Here is a 19,098-nt window from a genome sequence, read left to right as displayed (position 1 = left end):
CGGCACCGGCAGTTTCTAGACGATCTCGCGAGACCTACCAGCAAGACCCACGATCACAGGGAGTAGGCACACCACAGAAGTTGGACCAGAACCCGTTCTCAAGGACAAAGCCACCCTCGGTCGGCTCCGTCGGCAGCGCTGCCCCCGCCCTGGCGTGGCACCCGGCCAGCGCCAGCGTCCGCCTACCAAAGCCGTGCCTTCCCAGCCATGACGGGGAACGCACGGCTGAGCCGACTGCACTATCGAGCGCACCACGGACGACTGACCTGGTGCCCGGGGTGCATCGCGCTGTCAGTGGTCGCTGCGACTGTGGGGACCATGACGCCCACCGTGGAGGCCGCACCCGACACACTGGTCGCGGCGCTGCGCATGCCCGTGTGGAACATCCTCACCCGGCGGGCAGACGGTATCCGTCGCGATCTGCCCCCGCGCCCCGAGACCACGGCGGAACGTCTCGCGTGGCTGCGCTCGCTGAACCCCGAGCAGGCTCGCCGTGCTGCTCTCCTCGATCACCTGGACGCCTTGCGTGGGCACGTCACCGGGTGCCCCGCCCTCGGCTATGCCGTCGACGACTCGATGCCCGATCCGGCCCTGCAGGAGGCAGAGGGGTTCAACCCGCGCCTCACTGCCCTCATTGCCGTCTACCGGGCCGCTTGTTCGGGTGGGTGAGCTGGTCAGGTTGGCTTGTCCATGGCAGGGCGGGTGACTTCTGGGCGGCCGGTGGAGGCCGCTTGGGGCCGACTTGGCTGCTCACGGTGGTGGGTTACAGGCTTTCGGCCCATGAGGGGACGGGGGTAGGTACTGTCCCCTCCACGATCACGACATGCAATGCCGGGCCGGACCGCGGGACATTCCCGTGCGCTCCCGGCGGGCCATCGCCGCCGGCGATACCGGCCTGGCGCCGGCTCAGTGCCCTTGGTGGCGCTCAGTCCTCGGCGACACGGATGATCGTACGGCCGGGGACGCGCTCCTTGGTGGTGAGGGTGTCGACCGCTTCGGCAAGCGGCCGGACGGCCCCGATCCGTACCCGCAGCCGGCCGTCTCGCAGACGCTCGGCGAGGTCGCCGAGGCGGTCGCGGTCGGGTTCCACCACGAAGAAGAGGGCCCGACCGTCCTCCGGGCGCGCGGTGGGCGGCTGGGCGATGGTGACGAGCGTGCCGCCGGCGCGTACCAGGGCGGCGGAGCGGTCGAGGATCTCGCCTCCGATCACGTCGAAGACAACGTCGACCTGACCGGTCTCCTCCCACCGGTCGGCCTCCAGGTCGAGGAACGCGTGAGCGCCCAGGTCGAGGACGGTGTCCCGGTCGGTGGAGCGGCCCGTGCCGATAACACGGGCTCCCGCTGCGCGGGCGAGCTGGACGGCGATCGAGCCGACTCCGCCCGCGGCGCCGTGGATCAGGACGGTTTGGCCGGCGGTGAGCCGGGCGTGGTCGAACAGGGCTTGCCACGCGGTCAGGCCGGAGACGGGCAGTGCTGCCGCCAGTGTGTGGTCGATGTCGGCGGGCAGCGGCGCGAGGTTACGGGCTTCCACGGCGACGTACTCGGCGAGCGCGCCGTCGCGGGTCCAGTCGGTCAGTCCGAACACGCGCTGACCGATGGTGAGGCCGGTCGTCCCGTAGCCGAGTTCCTTCACCACCCCCGAGACCTCGTGGCCCGGCACGCTGGGAGTGCGATCGCGGCCGGCGCGGTCGGTCCAGGGCGCGGGCCAGTCGAGCTCCCCGCGGGTGAAGCCGGCGGCGTGCACCCGCAGGACGACGTCGTTCTCGGCGGCGTGGGGAGGGGCCAGGTCCTCGAGGCTCAGCCCCGTGATCCCTGCCTCGCGATCCCGAACGGTTATGGCGCGCACGAGCGTTCCTTTCTTGCTGAGGATTTTCCTTATGCGTCTGCGGGCGAATTCATGCGGGGGGGGGATGCCTAGTGCGGGCGGCGGATAGGACGGGACGCGTCTGTATCAGCGCGATCGCCGGCATACGCTCGCGTCAGCGCGGCCACGGAGAGTCCATGATCCGCTGCACCATCGACGTGCGGCGGAAATCGGGGACGAAGTGCTCCAGGACGTCCGCGTTGACGGTCCCGTAGGTGGTGTCCGGTCGGTCCCTGAGGCCGTCGACGAATACCTGCAAGAATTCCTCTTTGAAATCACCGCGCGGATGAGCGGCGACGATCTCGTCCAGCCGGTCGCTCTCCAGTTTGTCCAGCCCCCAGCCGACCGCGTCGGTCAGCACGCCGAAGTTCGTGGCGGCGACCTCGGGTTCCATCCGGCCGGGGATCCCGGGCGTGGTGTGGAGTGCGATGGCCCGCCACACCACATCGGCCGCGTTCTCCGAGAATCCGCGGTCGAGCAGGAATTTCCGAGCGTGGTCGGCGCCGTCCAGTTCGAAACGCTGCTGCGTTGCGGAGAAGGGGAGCACAAGGCCCACGTCATGGAACATCGCCGAGATGTAAAGCAGCTCCGGATCGGGCCGCATATCGAACGCAGGCGCGTGGAGTGTGGCGAAGAGGAATACACGCCAGGAGTGGTGGAAGATCAGCGGACTGGTCCTGTCTTCAATGAATTCCGTGGCCTGTGCGACGGCCGACGTCTCGGGTATTTCCACGCCTGCGATGATGTCCGTCATGGTGACTGTGCTCTCCGATGCGATCTGTTACGAGTGGACCGTGTGTCCGTCCTCCACGTGCCGACCGCACGACCCCCGGCGCCGCCTCGGTCGTGCCATGAACCACTCGAATCCAGTCATCCCAGGATGGGCCAGTGAGCCCGGGCACGCATCGGGTGGCGATCCTCGTCCACGACGGCGTGAAGCCGCTGGACGTCCCCGGCCCTGCCGAGGTCTTCGGGGAGACGAATCTGCTCGGCGCCGACTACCGGATCGCCCTGGTGTCGGCGACGGGCATCGAGGTCACCTCCTCGATCGGACTGCGGATCGCCGTGGGTACCTCAAGGGTGCGCATGCCGGCGTACATCACCCGGCCTCCGGTGGGGGCGTTCGTCGCAGCCTTGGTGGTGATGTCTGCGGCGCGCACCAAGCCCGGGGAGTCGACCAGCTCGTCGCCGAGGATGCGTCGTAGGGAGGCCGCGCTGCCCCGCTCCCGCGCGGCGACGGAGGCCTCGGCCGGGATCGTCTCCCAGGCGCTGGGGATGTGCCGTGCGGCTTCCCCGTCGGCGAAGTTGTAGAAGGCCGCGTGCACGACTGGGGCCGACACCCGTCCCAGTGGTGCGGCGCGGCTGGCGAAGTAGCCGTCCCAGTAGGTGCCGTGGCCGAGTGCGGCCAGTTCCTCGGTCTTGGACGCGTTGGTCGAGACGGTGTGGCGCATCGCCCACCCGCTGGAACTGTCAGGGGCCGGACAGGAGGTGGAGCCCGTCGTCGTGCTCGGGTCGGACGGCCCGACCGACCTCGACCGAAGGATCCTCGCGCTCCTGCTGGCTGGCGTGACCGACTCGACGGCCGCGGTACGGCTGGGTCTGTCACCGCGCACGCTGCGACATGGCCTGCGCCACCTCATGGACCTGGCCGGAGTTCGGACCCGGATGCAGCTGGGCGGTCTCCGTGGCGCCTTCCTGTCGTGCCGCGCCGTTGAGTCCGACCGCGCCCATCAGGGAGCCGCCGAACCACGCCGCCAGTCCCAGATCGTGCAGGCTACGGATGACGGTATTGCGTCCGGACATGACTGTGCTCCTTCGGAGCAGAGACGAGCCGACGGAGAAGTCGGATCTCAGCCCACCCTCGCCCGGTCACGAGCGGGTCGCTATCGATGGTGACCCAGACGGGCTGAGAGATCATGAACTGACCGAGAAGGCGACTGCGGCGTGCGAGGCCAGGAGCCGGCCGACGGTCTCGCTGATGTCGGTGAAGGCGCCCGGTTCGCGGGAGTTGAGGCTCTGCGCGCGAGGCCGCGGGCCTTCACCAGCATGGGTGGTTCGACGCTGTGGCTGCCCACCGAATGGATACGCCACCGCCAGCGGGCGGTCATCGGAATCTGAGCCCGCCATCGGGTGCGGTGGGGCCATGCGTCGGGTACCCGGCCGGCGTAGCCCGGTGGGCACCAGTTCCCAACCCGCGAAAGGAGGCGTCATGACGCAGCATGTGCGGGACATCATGACCAGCCGTCTGGTGACTGTGGAGCCGCAGGCGTCGGTGACGGCGGTGGCGCAGCGGATGCGCGACGAAGACATCGGGATCGTGCTGATCACCGAGGGAGACGAACTGCGGGGCCTGGTCAGTGACCGCGACCTCGTGATACGTGCGCTCGCGGAAGGCGGCGACCCGGGCGAGAAGACCGTGGCTTCCGCCTGCAGCGAAGATCTTGTCACCATCACCCCGGACGAGGACGTCGACCGTGCGGTCGTGCTCATGCGTGAGCATTCCGTCCGCCGCCTTCCGGTCGTTGAGGAGGGCCACGCCGTGGGCATTGTCTCCATCGGCGACCTGGCGATCGAACGCGATGAACACTCGGCACTCGGCGACATCAGCGCCGCCAGGCCCAATCAGTAGGACAGCCCATATCGCGTGAGGAACGCCGCGAGGTTGTCGGCGACGTTCCTCACGCGTGAAGTCAGAGCCCGGTCCAGCTACCGGGCCTGGCTGCGTGAGCGGTGGTTTTCCGGCGAAGCCGTGTTGTGGTGGTGCGCAGATGCCTCCGCAACCTGCTTGAGCCCCCGGCTCGTGGCGCTGTCCCCGACCTTGGCGGGCTGTTCATGCACGTAACCCTGGAGGCGGCGGAAGTGGGAGAGTGGGAACCTGTCGCCGGCACCGGAGCGATATGACGTCGCGCTGGTGGGTTTCGCCAGGGGCAAGCCGGGCCCGGCCTCTACGTGCGCCTCGCGCTCCGGCGTCGTCTCGCTTGCCATGTCTGTGCCCACTGAAGGCCGCGCTGGTTGATCGGGCCGTGGCTGGGTCAGCCAGGCGATGGCTGCGCCGGTGAGAGCGACCGGCCATTCCATGACCCCGGCCGCAGCAAGCACTGCGGCCCCGGTATAGACCGCCATCCGGCGGCCTGCCGGAGAGACCGTGCCTATCCGGTCCAGCGCGCCGTCGGCGACCCTGCTCACCTGCTCGGCTCCGGGCAAGCGGTGGAGTGCAGAGGTGACCACGCGCGACGACTGCGAAAGATCCGACCAGCTCTTTCTGGCCTGGCTCATCGTGGACTCCCTCCTCTTGGCTTCAAAGGGGGCTCACTCCGGCTTCCCATTGTCACGGCCCATATGCGGCGTTGAGCAGGCCGGCTGCCTCCCGACACAAGCGTTGTCGGCTGCCCGGTGCCCCCGCGGCTGTTCCCAAGCGGGGCCATGCGCGGATACCTGTAGACGCGCTACCGCATGCCCGGGCCCCCACCAAGGCGTCGGCCTACGCCACGCGGTGGGCCTTCTGGTGAGCGACGCGCAGGCGGGTCTCGGCGAAAAGGTCGTCGCGGCCGGTGGACCGGCGGGCGTTGTCCGGAGGCCCTTCGCTCAGCTCCTTGAGTGCGGCGTCGGGTGCTGTGGCCGGGGTGAGAGGGAGGGTGATGTCGGCGCGAGGACGGGCTGAGCGACCGGTGAGACGGATCTTCGCCCTGGCGACGCCCGGCAGGGATACGGCCTCCGCCGCGATCGCGTCGCTGAGTGCGCCGCGGCTGAGCTCGAGGCCTTGCTGGGCACCGTATTCGCCGACAGGCACCTGGGAGGGATGGCGTCGGCGGAGCTGGGCGAGCAGCCACCACAGGGCGAGCAGCCCCAGGCATTCCGTCACCTCGCGAGCCGCATTTCGTCAGTTCCCCCTGAAGGGTCTCGGTGGGTTTTGTCGGCATGGCGTTCACTCTCGAAAGCTAGGAACTGGTGGTGAGCCCCATCCAACCGCCCCCCCGTCTACGTCAACTAGCCACCGCGAGGGCAGGTGCCGCTGGACGCTGACGGCGCAGGGGAGCGCAGGCCGCGAAATGGACAGCGGGTCGCGGTCGACGGCGCACGGCCCGGTGGGTGATCGAGCGGGACTCGTGTCCCGAGCCTGGGCGGCGCCGTTGACCATGAGGGTGAAAGGCACGCCGGTGCGCCGCGAGCTATCTGAAGAGTGATCGTCTGTGGAGGGGAGGGCGCCGTGCTCGGCAGTCGTACGTGGATCAAGGGGGAGCCGCGGCTGAAGCTACGCGTCGACTTGAGACGGGCGTACGACAAGGGCGCTTCCATCCGGGCACTCGCGGAGGGCTGCGGGCATTCCTACGGCTTCGTGTACCGCCTGCTCACCGAGGCCGGGACGACCTTGCGCACGCGGGGCGGCGACAACCGAGGCCGAGACGCTCGGTAAAGGAGGGGCTTGGCGGCTGGCATGCGTGGAGGTAGTCGGCACGACCCTGCCCTGACCGCAGCCGCGCAGAACGTAGTGCTCGTCGAGACGCTACGGTTCGCGGTCCCTCTGCACATAGATGGCCGGACCCGACCGCTTCCTGCTCACGCTCGCCCGGCAGTACGACCCGGCGCGGCACGGCGAGCTGAAGGTGCACTTCTACACCTTCGGCGGCCCGCGGACCACCTCCGAGTGGATCGCCCGCTTCCGGCGGGGCGACCGGCAGGGCTGACACGACCCCGCCCGCCGTGGGACACCTGGGGCGCGAGTTGTTCGACGGGTCGGCCACGGACCGGCGGGCCGATGGCCGGATCCGATCGGTGGGCGTCTGGCGCGGGCGGACGGTCGGAGTGCTGAAGGTCGCTGCTCGCTGCTCTTGCGCTGCTCATGCCAGAGCTCTATAACGTCTCCAGCAGGTATCGGCGGGGATGGCCGGAAATGGCAGTTGCCGCCGACCAGGGGGGATCCTCGGCTCCGCCGCGATCGGCATCAGTGCCCGCAGACCGACGGAGACCGAACCATGACCGACGACGCCTATCGTGCTGCCTTGACCCGGCTGGCCGTGGACCCGGACTTCCGGGCCGAACTCGACGGCGACACCGAAGAGGTGGCGCGAAGACTCGGCCTGACGCCCGCACAGGTTGCCGGCCTCCGCTCCCTCCGCGTGGAGTCCGGCACGGACGGGGGACCGGCCGCACTCGACCCACGACTGTCCAAGTCGTCCCTGTTCTTCGGCAGCGCGGCGCACGCGCTGGCGCACTACGACATCACGGCCGACCATGCCGTTCCGGCCGACCACGCCGCTCCGGCGGACCACGTCTCCGGCGAGCACGGTGCCGGTGGCGCGGGCTCCGACGGCCATGGGTCCGCCCCGATGGCTCCGATCGACGCCCAGGAGGGCGTGGGCGGACTGGATGTGCCCTCGACCGGCGCCCACAGTCTGCTCGGCGGTCCCCTGCTGGACAAGTCTCCGGCCGAAGTGAGCGGTGGACCGGGGGAGTTCGGCGGGTTCGGCGGGTTCGGCGAGTACGGGAACGAGGGGACGGGCGCCGACCTCGGCGGACTCGGTGGGCATGCCGGCGGGGGTGCCGAGGGGGGCTTCGGCGGGTTCGGTGGCGACGGCGGGTTCGGCGGAGCCGAAGGGGGCTTCGGCGGGTTCGGTGGCGCTACCGATGGTGGCTTCAGCGGTGCCGGCGGTGGGTTCGGCGGAGGCGAGGGCGGGTTCGGGGACGGCGGTCCGGCTTCCGGCGGGTTCGGTGACGGTGGGCTCGGCCATGGTGGCTTCGGCGATGGCGGATTCGGTGACGGTGGCCCCGGTGGCTGGGGTATCGGTTCCGGGGGGTTCGGTGGCCACGGCGGCTTCGGCAGTGCCGGTGGGGACGGCGGCTTCGGCGGTGGGGGCGGTGAAGGCGGCGGGGACGCCGGTCACTTCGGTCACGGAGGCATCTACGACCGCGACGGCGACGGCGGCGGCGACAGCGGTGGCGGTGGCGGTGAGGGCGGCGGCGACCCGGAGAACAGTAATCGTCCGAGCGGCGGTGGTGGTCACGGTGGCGGTGGTGAGGGTGGCGGCGGCGGTGAGGGCGGCGGCGACCCGGAGAACAGTAATCGTCCGAGCGGCGGTGGTGGTCACGGTGGCGGTGGTGAGGGTGGCGGCGGCGGTGAAGGTGGCGGCGACCCGGAGAACAGTAATCGTCCCAGTGGCGGTGGTGGTCACGGTGGCGGTGGTGAGGGTGGCGGCGGCGGTGAAGGTGGCGGCGCCCCGGAGAACAGCAACCGTCCCAGTGGCGGTGGTGGTCACGGTGGCGGTGGTGAGGGTGGCGGCGGCGGTGAGGGCGGCGGCGACCCGGAGAACAGCAACCGTCCGAGTGGCGGTGGTGGCCGCGAAGGCACCCTCGGCCGTGCCGGGACGACCGTGCGCGGCGGCATCGACCTGCCCGGCACCGGCGACATCGCCACCCACCTGTCGCCCTCCGCACCCGACGCGGACGGCGGCTTCAACGGCGGCACGTTCCTCAGCGGTTCCGGCGGGGGCTGAGCCACCGCATGCTCTGCCATGTCTGCCGCGTCCACGTGCGACGCGACTTCCCGTACTGCCTGCACTGCGGCACCCCGCGCCGGGGTGCCGCACCGACGGCGTACGCCGCGCCCCAGCTGCGCGGCCTCGACGAGCCCACCCTGCTCGTCCCGCTGACCGGCCCGGTCACCACGCTGGGCCGGGGCGAGGACAACGACGTCGTCCTGTCCGACGGCAGCGTCTCGCGCCGCCACGCCCGCGTCGTCCGTACCGGTGAGGGCTTCCGGATCGAGGACCTGGACTCCTTCAACGGCACCGCCGTCGGCGGCGTCGACCTGCACGGCGGCGCGGCCGGTCTGGCCGACGGCACCGAGCTGTCCGTCGGCGACGTACGCCTGGTGTTCGAGCAACCCCGCGACACCCGGATCGGCTCCCGCACGATGGTCGTCGGCACCCAGCTGACCCAACTCCCCACCGCCGGACAGGAGGAGGCACCGGAGGCGAACGGCCCGCTCACCGCGCGCCCCCGCCGGCGTTCCGGCTGGGCCCTGAAGCAGGTCCCCACCGAACGCGGCGCCCCTCGTTGGGTGCTCAGCAGCACACGCACCGGGCGCTATCTGGAACTGGACGAGCGTCAGGTCTTTCTGTGGCACGCCGTCGACGGCGAGAACACCGTACGGGACCTGCTGTTCGCCTACGCCGAGCGCTACGGCGAACTCGCCCTGCCCCGCATCGAGTCCGCGCTGGCCGCGTTCGCGGACGCCGGGCTGCTGCGCGGTCTGCCCGGCCGGCCGGAGGAGGAGCGGCCCGCGGGCTGGCGCCGCGCGGGGCGCGCGGTGTACCGGGCGCTGCTGAAGCTGGAGGTGTCCGTACCCGGCCTCGACCGGCTGGTGAGCCGGCTCTACCAGGCCTTCGGCTGGCGGCTGTTCACCCGTACCGGTGTGCTGCTCACCTGGCTGTCGGTGGCCGGCGGCCTCGTCGCGTTCTTCGCCGCCCAGGGCCACCACCACCTGCTGGACTTCGGCGGGGCGGGCGCCTGGGGCCCCGTGCTGCTGGCCGCCGGATACGTCACCGCCCTGCTCGTCCACGAACTGACGCACGCGCTGGCCGTGAAGTCGTACGGCCGCAAGGTCAGGCGCGGCGGTTTCCTGCTGATGATGGGCATGCCGTTCGCGTTCGTGGACACCAGCGACATGTGGTTCGGCACCCGCTGGTCACGGGTCGTGGTGGCGCTGTCCGGGCCGCTGTCCACGGCGGCGCTGGCCGGCTGGTGCGCCACGGGCGCGGCCCTGCTGCCCGCCGGACCCGCCTCGGCCGTCCTCTACCACCTGGCCTTCGGCCTCTACCTGAACACTCTCTACAACTTCAACCCCATGATGCCGCTGGACGGTTACCAGGCGCTGACCGACGCGCTGCGGGTGCCCCGGCTGCGCGAGGAGGCGAGCGCCTACTTCCGTACCGGCCTGTGGCGCGACCTGCGCGCGGGTCAGCGGCCAGGCGCTCGTCAGGCGGGCATGGCCGCCTACGGCCTCGCGGTCGTCGTGGGCACCTACGGCTTCCTCGCCCTGGCCCTGCTGGCCTGGCGCTCCCGGATCGGCGACCTGCTGGAGGGCCGGCTGGCCGAGCCGTGGACCACGGTGATCGAGGCGGCGGTCGCGGCCCTGGTCGCGTTTCCGGTGTGGGCCGCGCCCCTGCGCCGGCTGCTGCGCCGGGTACGGCGCCGGCGGGACGCGAAGGAACTGCCGCTGGGCTCCGCGATCGCCGCGCCCGCGGCGGGGACGGCATGACCGACGACGCCGGCTGGGTCGTACCCGGCTACCAGACCGTCCGCACGCTCGGCGAGGGAGCCGGCGGCCGGGTCGTCCTCGCCCGGAACACCACGACCGGCGTGCCCGTCGCCGTCAAGTACCTCAGCGAACGCCTGCGCGCGGACCGGGAGTTCCTGACCCGCTTCCGCGCCGAGGCCCGGCTGCTCGGCGAGCTGCGGCACCCGTGCGTGGTGCGGCTGTACGAGTACGTCGAGGCGCGTGCCGGCGCCGCGATCGTGATGGAGGCGGTGGACGGCGTCAGCCTGCGCCACCTGCTGCGCCGGCACGGGACGACCGGGCCCGAGGCAGCGCTCGTCCTGCTCAAGGGCTCCCTGTTCGGCCTGGGCGCGGCCCACGCGGCCGGAGTGGTGCACCGCGACTACAAGCCGGAGAACATCCTGGTCCGCGCCGACGGCACCAGCGCGCTCGCCGACTTCGGCATCGCCGTGCGCAGCGGCCGGGAGACCGAGGCCGCGGGCACGCCCGCCTACATGGCGCCGGAGCAGTGGGACGGCGAGGCCGCCGGTCCGGCCGCCGACGTCTACGCGGCCTCCGTCGTGTTCTTCGAGTGCCTGACCGGACGGCGGCCCTTCGCCGCCGACGACGTGACCGCGCTGCGTCTGCAGCACCTGCGCGCACCGGCCCCGCTGGACGACGTACCCGCGCCGGTGCGCGGGCTGCTGCGCACGGGCCTGGCGAAGGACCCGGCGCACCGGCCGGGCGTCGAGGCGTTCCTCGCCGACCTGGAGCGGTCCGCCACCGAGGCCTACGGCGCGGGCTGGGAGGAGCGCGGCCGCCGTCGGCTGGCCGAACTCGCCGCGCTGCTCGCCCTGTTGTTCCCGTTCAGCACGACCGCGACGTTCGAGGGCTCGGCCCGGGCCCTCACCCTGCTGGGCAGGCTGCGACGCGGCGGATGGAAGGTGGCGACCGGGGGCGTGGCCGCGCTGGTGGTCGTCGCGGGTGGAGCGACGTACGCGTCGGGCCGGCCGCACGACACGTCGACGACGGTGGCGAGCTCGACCCCCTCACCACTCAACTCAACCACTGCGAGCGGAACTTCACCCTCCGCGTCCAGCTCGCCGACCGGCGCACCGCCCACGACGGACGCCTCGCCTTCCAACTCCCCGTCGGACAGCCCGACCTCCTCGCCCACGCCGTCCACGGAGAGGACCGCACCGGCCGAGCCGCCGGCCACCGCCTCCCCGGACGCGGCCACCCCCGGCACGGTCACCATTACGATCGGCTCCTGGGAGCGCGGGCAGAAGCCGGGCACGCTGGTCGCGGCGGTGACGGTCGAGACGACGGGCACCGGACCGCTGACCGTCACCGCGGACTACTACGTCGACACACCCGCCGACCCGTACGGCTCCCAGTCCCAGTCCCTTTCCGGGAGCACCCGGTACGACCTGACCTTCGAGGCGGACTTCTCCAACCATCCGTGCCGGGGGAGCTGGGACGTCACGCTCAGCAGCGATCCGGCGGCCGCGAACGGTCCCCAGACGTCGTCCCTGGACGCACCGCCGTGTTGACACCGCCGGCACCGCTGACACCGCGCGACGAGAACGGATCGAGATGACGACAGCCACCACAGTGGCCGGCCGACCCCTGTCCGGCTGGTCACGGGACGCGCACCACGGCACCTGGTACGCCCTGCTCCCCGCGCGGCCCGGCGACCACGCCCTCGGTGCGCTGCGCGTCGACCGCGCCCTGCTCGCACCCGAGGGCACCCGCGAGCGCCTGGCCGCCGTCGTGCTCGCCACGGCGAGGCTCCGGCTGCCGGGACTGCTCGGCACGGTCGACCTCGTGGCCGAGGCCGGCGAGATCTGGCTGCTCACGGCCCGGCCCCCGGCCCCCGCGCTCGTGGACGTCCTGTCCGCCGACGGCCCACGCCCGGACGCGGGCAGCGCGGCCAGCGTCCTCAACGAGACTGCCCAGACCCTCCTCGCCCTGCACGCGGCAGGCCTGAGCCACGGCTCCCTCGGCCCGGACACGGTCCTCCTCACCCCTGACGGGATCGCCCTGCTGACCGAGGCGGGTCTGGGCACGGTGTTGGGCGACGCGGCGGCCCTACCGGCGTCGGACGGCCCGCCGCAGGCCCACCGTCAGGCCGTCGACACGGCCGCCTGGGCCGCCCTGGCCCGCACGCTCGGCACCGCCTGGACGCGGCCCGGAACTCCCGCCGCGGACCTGTTGGCCCGCTGCTCGGCGATCGCCGAGTCGGAGGGCCTGGCGGCGGCCCGGGCCGCGCTGGTGGCAGGGCGCGCGGCACTCCCGGCCGACATCCTGCACCGCACACCCCTCCGCGCGGCCACAGCCGCCGCGACCCCTCGACTCGCCCCTCCGCCAAACGCCCCGGCATCTCCCGCCGAGGCCGCCCCGGACGTCCCGGAGAGCGCCCACCCACCCAAGACGCCGACAGCCCCGGGCGCGGCGGCCCCGGACTTCCCGGCCCATTTGCCGAAGGCTTCGGCGCCTTCGGCCGTGGCGGCCCCCAAAGTCATGGAGGGTCCCCATCCGCCCAAGGCGTCGACAGCCCAGACCGCAGCGGCCCCGGCCCACCCGCCGAAGGCCCCGGCACCGTCGGCCGTGGCGGCCCCGGAAGTCCTGGAGGGGACCCGATCCCCCAAGGCACCGACAGCCCTGGCCGCAGCGCCTCCTGCCCCCCCGGCACACCCCCCGAAGGCCCCGGCACTGTCCGCCGCAGCGGCCCCCCATGCCTCGGCGCCGGCCCCACGGCCGAAGGCACCGGAACCATCCGCCCCGATGCGCCCCGAAGGCCCCGTTCCAGCGGCGGACCGGCACCCGGCACCGGCCGTGGCCGACTCCGCTGCACGTCAGGCCGCGTCCGAAGGCCCCGTTCCAGCGGCGGACCGGCACTCGGCACCGGCCGTGGCCGACTCCGCTGCACGTCAGGCCGCGTCCGAAGGCCCCGTTCCAGCGGCGGACCGGCACCCGGCACCGGCCGTGGCCGACTCCGCTGCACGCGAGGGCGTCCCCGGAAGTCCCGCGCCCGCACGTCCCCCGGCGGCCCACCCGTCGGCCGCGGCCGAGCAGCTCACCACCGTCGGCCGCGCCCACCGTCCCGCCGACCGGGACATCCGGGCCACCGTCCTCGGCAGGCGCAACCGCGTCGCCTCGCCGCCGGGAGCCGTAGCGGCCGGGGAGGACTCGGGCGAGATCCTGCTGCGGTTCGGGCCCGGAATTCCCGTCGAGGAGCACGACGACCTGCGCGCCCGTTGGCAGACAGCGACAACCGGGCCCCGGCGCCCCCGCCGCGGTCGCCGGGGCTGGATCGCCGGCACCGCCGTCCTGGCGATCGCCGCCGTCCTGCTCTGGCTGCTGCGCCCGGACCCCGCGCCGACGGTCCTCGCCGTGCGGGTCCAGGCCCCCGCGGGGCCGTTGCACTGCGGTCAGACGGCCGACCTGGTCGGTGTCGTCACCACCGACGGGCGCGGCGGCCCGGTCACGTACCGGTGGCTGCGGGCGGACGGCCAGGACTCGGGCGAGCTGGTCCGCACCGCTCACCGCGGCGAGCGCCGAGTACGGTTGCACCTGCGCTGGACGGTCCGCGGCCCGGGACGCTTCCGGGGGACCGCCCGCCTCAGCATCGCGCACCAGCGGACCGAGATGGAGGCGAAGGGGAGCTTCACCTACGCCTGTCCCTGAGGGCCGTGACCGCCGCGATGACCGGCCCCACCGCCAGCAGCGCCGCCAGTACGCCGTACCCGTACGTCAGGGTCGCCGCCGAAGCCACCGCCGCGACCACCAACGGCCCGCCCGCGTCACCCAGTTCGCGGCCCAGCTCCGCCGAGCCCATAGTCTGGCCGAGGCGCTCCGCGGGCGTGTCCGGGGCCAGGGCCGCGAAGCCCAGCGGGGTGATCAGGCCGGTGCCGGTGCCGGTGCCGATCAGCGTCGCGGCGCACGGCCACCGCACCCGACGGCGCCGAGCTCCGCGTATCCGTCGTCGCCGAGCATCGCGACGAAACAGCGCGAACCCAGACGACGCTTCTCCGCTACGAACGCCACCACGGTTCAGACAGCACCATCGAAGAACGCCCGTGGATTATGCATTGGTACACCCAGCAGCAGTTCGAGGAACTGGCCACCAGCGTCGGTCTGGCGGTGACCGCGGTCACCGACGCGGACGGCAAGCCAGCCCCTGCTGATGGCACCGACGTGCTGCACTTCCGGCTCCTGGCCACCTGACCGCCCCGCTTCCGAAATGGTCCGAGACGGCCAGGTCGGCCGGCGGCCCGGCGGTCCATAACGTGCGGCCCCGCCAGTCGGCGATGCCTACCGAACCAAATGAGATGACGTCTAACGAGTTGGTGCGTGATTGCGGGCGAGTCGTGTTTGGCCTGGTCGTGGCCGGTTTTCAGGGCGCCACGAACACGATGGCAGCCAGCACCTCCCGGTCACCGTGCCGCCGCCGGCCGCCGCCCTGAGGCCGCGACGGAGCCTCCGGGCCCACTCGTTGGAACAGCTCCCACAACTCATCCGGCACCAGCCGCTCCACCGCTCGGCGCCGCGATCGGTCCAGCCGCCGCCGGCCTCAGACGCTCGCCGCTCGTCCCGCCCCCGCCCGTCAGCCCTGGTCCCGAAACCACCTGCGGGCCCCACCCGGTCACGGCCCCACCTCGAGCGGCCCGGGCGCCCACGGGTGTGCCCGTGCCCGGTCGCCTTGTTACCGAATGCGGACAGACCCGGTGGAACAACACCCATTCCGGCGTCATCTCATGGGGTACAGCGAAACAGTCGATGCGGCCATCCCACCGTGCGGGAGCAGGGGGGGAGGTGCCACGTCCCGACCGACCATGGGGGAGTTCTCATCATGACCACGCACCGTGCCCGCCGTACCGCCCGCTCCGCCGCTCTGGCGGCCGTCACCGCCGCGCTGGCGCTGGGCCTGACCGCCTGCGGCGGCGACGGCTCGAAGGCGGCGGGCACAGGCCACGCCGCCGGCGCCACACAGAGCCACACCGCGTCCGACGGGCACGGCAACCACGGCGCGGAGCAGGCCGGCCGTGATGGTGACACCGACAAGGGGGCCCGCTCGGCGACCGCCTTGGGCGGGGCGGTCGAGATCGCGAGCACGAGCACGACGGCCGGCGTCCAGCAGTGCCGCGGAGACGAGATGCTGGTCACCGCGGTGCACCGGTTCGCCGGCCAGCCGGGCGACCACCTGCTGGTCACCGCGTCGAACAAGAACACCACACCGTGCTGGGTCACCTCGTACCCGGCCGTGAAGCTCGGCGGGGACGTCGACGGCGCCGCACTGCCGCACTCGAAGAAGGACGCCCCAGGCGGCGACAAGCGCATCACGCTCCGGCTCGGAGACAAGGCATACAGCGCGGTGAACCTGTTCGACTACGGCTCGAAGAACCACACGGCGCGCTCGTTCGCCCTCGCTCTGCGCGGCACGGACGGTCACGTCGGCCCCTTCTACTCGGTCGACGCCAAGGGCCGGAAGCCGCAGTTCAGCTGGAACGAGGCCGACGTGCTGAACTGGAACACCAAGAAGCCATACGACTTCTGACGGCTTGTCGGCCAGACCGCGGCCTGCGCCGGATCCACCGGCTTGGCCGGGCCAGGCCTCACTGCGACGCGCTGGAACTGGAGCTGCCCGCGCTCTCGGCCGCGCGGAGCAGCCGCGCGCCGATGCCGCACACCGCGTACACCTCGGCGAGGTCGACGTCGGAGCGCCAGTTGCGGGCGTCGATCAGCGGCAGCAAACCGGCGCCGTAGGTCGGCTCGATCGAGACCGGCAAGCTCGCCGACATCGTGCAACGGTGGTGTGCACAGGAAGCCTCCAGAGACGTGTGAATGGATGGGAAGGCTATCCCGGGCGGCGGTCCGGGTCTGCCAGCGCGCTCACACGAGGGGGCCGCACCGCCGGTCCGGCCCGTGCAGCGACGTGACCGTCCCAGCCCTCCGCAGAGGGCGAGCACCACGATGCCGATCACGTTCCAGCCAAGGGTCGCGTACTCAAGAGCAAAGCCGCGGCGCAGAAGCGTCTCGCGGGCGCTGTCATCAGCTCTGATCACCGCGAGATCCTCCCAAAAATCTCCCTGCCGGCCTGTGGCGAATCACAGCACAGCTGACTGCCTCCCGAACCGGTGAACACATGCTGTCCGTTCTCGGGTCCTCATGCGGCTCTGGCGGAACCGGCCGGGAGCCATGGACGGCCGGTCGGGAACGCCTCGTGAACCCCGGACCCCGTCGAAACCCTCGCCCTTCTCGACCAACTCCCGCCATCCAGACCGTCAAGACGCTGCCGCCACCACGCGGCGACGACGTGCGCCTGGCGTTCTGGCGGTCAGCAGGTGGCATTCAGCCGGAGTACATGCTGATTCAACGTCGTTTCACCACAGTTCCGCCTCGTGCCTACTTCACACTCACGCGTCGGCGTCGCCTCGGTATGTGCCGCGGCTTTGACGTTCTCAGGACTGGTGGCCACCGGGCTGCTTGCAGCTCAGCCCGCGGCGGCCGCCGACCCGGTCGGCTATCCAAACGTCCGCATCAACGAGGTCACCTCCTCCAACAACGACACCGTGGAGCTGTACAACACCGGCTCCACCGCGGTGAGCCTCAGCGGCTGGAAGATGTCCGACGACAGCTTCTCGCCGCAGTCGTTCACCCCGTCCGCCACCACGCTCACTGCCGGCGGGTTCGTCACCTTCAACTCGCCCAAGGGGCTCGGTGACTCGGACAAGCTGGTGATCTACACCGCCGGCGGCGCGGTGGTCGACCGCGCCGAGTGGGCCACCGACAAGGCGAAGCCGGCGATGGCGCGCTGCGGGGGCGACGGCACCGGCGCGTGGACGACCACGACCACCGCGACCACGTTCGGCGCCGCGAACGCCTCGGGCTGCCCGTCGTCCGTCCCGTCGGCGAGCCAGGTCCGGATCAACGAGGTCACCTCCGACGGCTCGGACACCGTGGAGTTGCACAACGGCGGAACAAGCGCGGTCAGCATCGGGTCGTGGAAGTACGTCGACAACGACACCACTCACTCCCCGGTCTCGATCTCGTCCTCCTCGCCGAGCGCGACGAGTATCCCGGCGGGCGGCTACGTCACGTTCAACTCCACGCTCGGTCTGGGCGACACCGACTCGCTGTTCCTCGCCGACGGCAACGGCAACTCCATCGACTCGGTGACCTGGGCCACCGACGGCGCCAAGCCGTCCGACGAGCGCTGCACGAACGGCACCGGCTGGTTCCAGACCTCCACGACCGCGACGCTCGGCAGCGCCAACTCCTGCTCCGGCGCCGGCGGCGGTGGCGGTGGCGGTGGCGGCGGTCAAACCGGTCATCTGCTGGGCGGCGGCGGCTCGCTCACCAGCGGCTGCACCCCTGAGGCGCCCTCCGGCACGGGCTCGACCCCGGCGGGCACGTCGGCGTGGCCGGGCGGGCTGGACGTCACGATCACCGACAACGTCTGCGCGTTCACCACGTCCACCGGCCCGGAGGGCCGCGACGTGAGCGGGCTGGCGTTCGATCCGGCGAACCCGTCGGTGCTGTGGGCCGCCAAGAACAAGAACTGGCTGTACAAGCTGGTCAAGAGCAACGGCAAATGGGTTCCGGACCCGTCGTGGAGCGCGACGGGCAAGCAGATCCGCTTCGCGGGCGGCTCGGGTCAGCCGGACTCCGAGGGGGTGACGGTCGGCGGCAACGGCCACATCTACGTGACGTCCGAGCGCGACAACGCCGACAACACGGTCCCCAAGGACACGATCATGGAGTTCGACCCGGCCGCGACCGGATCGGCGCTCACCCCCCTCCACCAGTGGGACATGACCTCACAGTTCCCCCAGCTCGCCACCGGCAGCAAGGACGACGCCAACCTCGGGTTCGAGGGCGTCGGCTACGTGCCCGACAGCTGGCTGACCGCGAACGGCTGGGTCGACCCGCTCACCGGCGCCGCCTACAACCCGGCGAACTATCCGCTGCACGGGTCGGGCCTGTACTTCGCCGGCCTGGAGTGGGACGGCACGCTGCACGTCTACGGCCTGAACTCCGACGGCACGTTCACCACGTTCGGGACCGTCGCGACCGGCAAGGCGTCCGTGATGGACGTGATGTTCGACGCCGGAACCCAGCGCATCGTCGCGACCTGCGACAACACCTGCGGTGAGACGCACACCTTCATGAAGGTCAACGCCGCCGGCACGATCGTGCCGGATGTGGCCTACACGAACCCGGCCGTCATGCCGATCGACAACCTGGAGGGCTTCGCGATCGCGCCCACGTCGACCTGCGTCAACGGATCGCGCGAAGCGGTCTGGAGCGACGACGGCATCCACGGCTTCGGCTCCGCAAGCTCCTCCTACGGACACGCCCTCTACAGCGGCACTTTCCCCTGCTGATCCCGGTGAGCCGGAGCCAGAACCGAAAAGGCTCCCAGCCCGCAGGCAACGACGAAGCTCCTGGCAGACGGCCTCATGACCGCCCACCGACTGCCAGGAGCCTCGCCGTACTCGTCTCCCGGCTGCCGGCCCGCTCATCGACCGGCTTCCCCGGGGCGCTCCCGCCAGTCGATGAATACTCCCGCCAGTCGGTGAACAACCGCTTGCCGACAGGGCGGGCAGCGTCGCCCCCGATCCGGCCAATCCGAGGGGCGTCTCATCCGGAAAGCCGTGATGCACGGAAGAGGAGATGAACACGTCGGACAGCGCGTTTCACGCACCACGAGGAGACGGTATGGCTGATTCCACCCATCGCGAAGTCGAGTCCGTATGGGACTACCCGCGGCCGCCCGCTGTGCTGCCGGACGACCGCCTCGTCCGTGTCGAGTGCGGTGGCCATGTGCTGGCCGAGACAAGACACTCGGTCCGGGTACTGGAGACCAGTCATCTGATTCTTTTCGTGGATACCCCCGCCTTTAGGTGGGGGAGGAAACGAAACTCCTGCGGAGCAGGGCAAGGAGCGGGGTTTCGCCCCCGGGGCGAAACCCCGT

Annotated in this window: 19 protein-coding genes and 2 pseudogenes; 12 read left to right on the top strand and 9 right to left on the bottom strand. The window is 71.6% G+C overall.

The genetic code is table 11. The annotated features are described in order from the left end of the window. Positions 1-318 precede the first annotated feature (318 nt). Positions 319-669, top strand: coding sequence for a hypothetical protein (locus ACFVVO_RS38615; RefSeq protein ID WP_390061528.1), 351 nt, complete (start codon positions 319-321; stop codon positions 667-669). A gap of 256 nt (positions 670-925) precedes the next feature. On the opposite strand, the gene ACFVVO_RS38610 is transcribed toward ACFVVO_RS38615, so the two are convergent. The 4 genes from ACFVVO_RS38610 to ACFVVO_RS38595 all read right to left on the bottom strand — a co-directional run bounded on the left by ACFVVO_RS38610 (position 926) and on the right by ACFVVO_RS38595 (position 3,667). Then, a complete protein-coding gene (locus tag ACFVVO_RS38610; protein ID WP_390061527.1) occupies positions 926-1,846 on the bottom strand; it encodes an NADP-dependent oxidoreductase in 921 nt (306 codons plus the stop codon). 133 nt (positions 1,847-1,979) lie between these two features. Continuing rightward, the gene (locus tag ACFVVO_RS38605; RefSeq protein WP_390061525.1) at positions 1,980-2,618 is read right to left on the bottom strand and encodes an HD domain-containing protein; all 639 of its coding nucleotides are present in this window, start codon (positions 2,616-2,618) and stop codon (positions 1,980-1,982) included. A 244-nt stretch (positions 2,619-2,862) separates the two neighbouring features. After that, the gene (locus ACFVVO_RS38600; RefSeq protein WP_390061523.1) at positions 2,863-3,315 is read right to left on the bottom strand and encodes a hypothetical protein; all 453 of its coding nucleotides are present in this window, start codon (positions 3,313-3,315) and stop codon (positions 2,863-2,865) included. A gap of 151 nt (positions 3,316-3,466) precedes the next feature. Then, positions 3,467-3,667: a hypothetical protein gene (locus ACFVVO_RS38595; RefSeq protein WP_390061531.1), complete on the bottom strand. Its 201-nt coding sequence runs from the start codon at positions 3,665-3,667 to the stop codon at positions 3,467-3,469. Positions 3,668-4,073: 406 nt separating this feature from the next. Here ACFVVO_RS38595 and ACFVVO_RS38590 point away from each other — a divergent pair, with 406 nt between their 5' ends. Beyond that, entirely contained in the window at positions 4,074-4,493 is a 420-nt protein-coding gene (locus ACFVVO_RS38590; RefSeq protein ID WP_390061522.1) for a CBS domain-containing protein, read from the top strand. Positions 4,494-4,570: 77 nt separating this feature from the next. Here ACFVVO_RS38590 and ACFVVO_RS38585 read toward each other — a convergent pair whose 3' ends face one another. Then, positions 4,571-5,140, bottom strand: coding sequence for a hypothetical protein (locus tag ACFVVO_RS38585; protein ID WP_390061520.1), 570 nt, complete (start codon positions 5,138-5,140; stop codon positions 4,571-4,573). Positions 5,141-5,345: 205 nt separating this feature from the next. After that, positions 5,346-5,726 carry a hypothetical protein gene (locus tag ACFVVO_RS38580; protein ID WP_390061518.1) on the bottom strand — a complete coding sequence of 127 codons (381 nt, stop codon included), beginning with the start codon at positions 5,724-5,726 and terminating at the stop codon, positions 5,346-5,348. A gap of 345 nt (positions 5,727-6,071) precedes the next feature. Between ACFVVO_RS38580 and ACFVVO_RS38575 the strand changes: the two genes are divergently transcribed. The 6 genes from ACFVVO_RS38575 (at position 6,072) to ACFVVO_RS38550 (ending at position 13,808) form a co-directional block, all read left to right on the top strand. Then, entirely contained in the window at positions 6,072-6,278 is a 207-nt protein-coding gene (locus tag ACFVVO_RS38575) for a helix-turn-helix domain-containing protein (protein ID WP_390061516.1), read from the top strand. A 118-nt stretch (positions 6,279-6,396) separates the two neighbouring features. After that, on the top strand, positions 6,397-6,549 hold the full coding sequence (locus tag ACFVVO_RS38570) for a hypothetical protein (RefSeq protein ID WP_390061514.1): 153 nt from the start codon (positions 6,397-6,399) through the stop codon (positions 6,547-6,549). 288 nt (positions 6,550-6,837) lie between these two features. Next, positions 6,838-8,355, top strand: a complete 1,518-nt coding sequence (locus ACFVVO_RS38565; RefSeq protein WP_390061513.1) for a hypothetical protein — start codon at positions 6,838-6,840, stop codon at positions 8,353-8,355. Positions 8,356-8,390: 35 nt separating this feature from the next. After that, positions 8,391-10,121, top strand: a complete 1,731-nt coding sequence (locus tag ACFVVO_RS38560; protein WP_390061511.1) for an FHA domain-containing protein — start codon at positions 8,391-8,393, stop codon at positions 10,119-10,121. Then, the gene (locus tag ACFVVO_RS38555; protein WP_390061509.1) at positions 10,118-11,671 is read left to right on the top strand and encodes a serine/threonine-protein kinase; all 1,554 of its coding nucleotides are present in this window, start codon (positions 10,118-10,120) and stop codon (positions 11,669-11,671) included. Before ACFVVO_RS38560 ends, ACFVVO_RS38555 begins: the two co-directional genes overlap by 4 nt. 43 nt (positions 11,672-11,714) lie before the next feature. Further along, the gene (locus ACFVVO_RS38550; protein WP_390061507.1) at positions 11,715-13,808 is read left to right on the top strand and encodes a hypothetical protein; all 2,094 of its coding nucleotides are present in this window, start codon (positions 11,715-11,717) and stop codon (positions 13,806-13,808) included. Here the strand turns inward: ACFVVO_RS38550 and ACFVVO_RS38545 are convergent. Beyond that, the gene (locus tag ACFVVO_RS38545) at positions 13,789-14,076 is read right to left on the bottom strand and encodes a hypothetical protein (protein ID WP_390061505.1); all 288 of its coding nucleotides are present in this window, start codon (positions 14,074-14,076) and stop codon (positions 13,789-13,791) included. The two genes, ACFVVO_RS38550 and ACFVVO_RS38545, sit on opposite strands and share 20 nt — an antisense overlap. 131 nt (positions 14,077-14,207) lie before the next feature. Between ACFVVO_RS38545 and ACFVVO_RS38540 the strand changes: the two genes are divergently transcribed. Further along, positions 14,208-14,348, top strand: coding sequence for a hypothetical protein (locus ACFVVO_RS38540; protein WP_390061503.1), 141 nt, complete (start codon positions 14,208-14,210; stop codon positions 14,346-14,348). A gap of 175 nt (positions 14,349-14,523) precedes the next feature. On the opposite strand, the pseudogene ACFVVO_RS38535 reads toward ACFVVO_RS38540, so the two are convergent. Beyond that, positions 14,524-14,658, bottom strand: a pseudogene (locus ACFVVO_RS38535) (IS5/IS1182 family transposase); the annotation flags it as partial. Between the two features lie 315 nt (positions 14,659-14,973). On the opposite strand from ACFVVO_RS38535, the gene ACFVVO_RS38530 reads away from it, so the two are divergent. Further along, complete coding sequence (locus ACFVVO_RS38530) at positions 14,974-15,678, top strand: DUF4232 domain-containing protein (RefSeq protein WP_390061501.1); 705 nt, start codon at positions 14,974-14,976, stop codon at positions 15,676-15,678. A gap of 58 nt (positions 15,679-15,736) precedes the next feature. Here the strand turns inward: ACFVVO_RS38530 and ACFVVO_RS38525 are convergent, their stop codons facing one another. Beyond that, entirely contained in the window at positions 15,737-15,922 is a 186-nt protein-coding gene (locus ACFVVO_RS38525; protein ID WP_390061529.1) for a hypothetical protein, read from the bottom strand. A gap of 651 nt (positions 15,923-16,573) precedes the next feature. On the opposite strand from ACFVVO_RS38525, the gene ACFVVO_RS38520 reads away from it, so the two are divergent. Further along, complete coding sequence (locus ACFVVO_RS38520) at positions 16,574-18,508, top strand: lamin tail domain-containing protein (RefSeq protein WP_390061499.1); 1,935 nt, start codon at positions 16,574-16,576, stop codon at positions 18,506-18,508. Between the two features lie 334 nt (positions 18,509-18,842). Beyond that, positions 18,843-19,098: pseudogene (locus ACFVVO_RS38515) on the top strand (hypothetical protein); the annotation flags it as partial.

Source organism: Streptomyces sp. NPDC058145, assembly GCF_042884245.1.
In the GTDB taxonomy this organism is placed as follows: domain Bacteria; phylum Actinomycetota; class Actinomycetes; order Streptomycetales; family Streptomycetaceae; genus Streptomyces.
The sequence above is the reverse complement of the archived record's forward strand: the minus strand, read 5'-3'. Positions and strand labels throughout refer to the sequence as shown.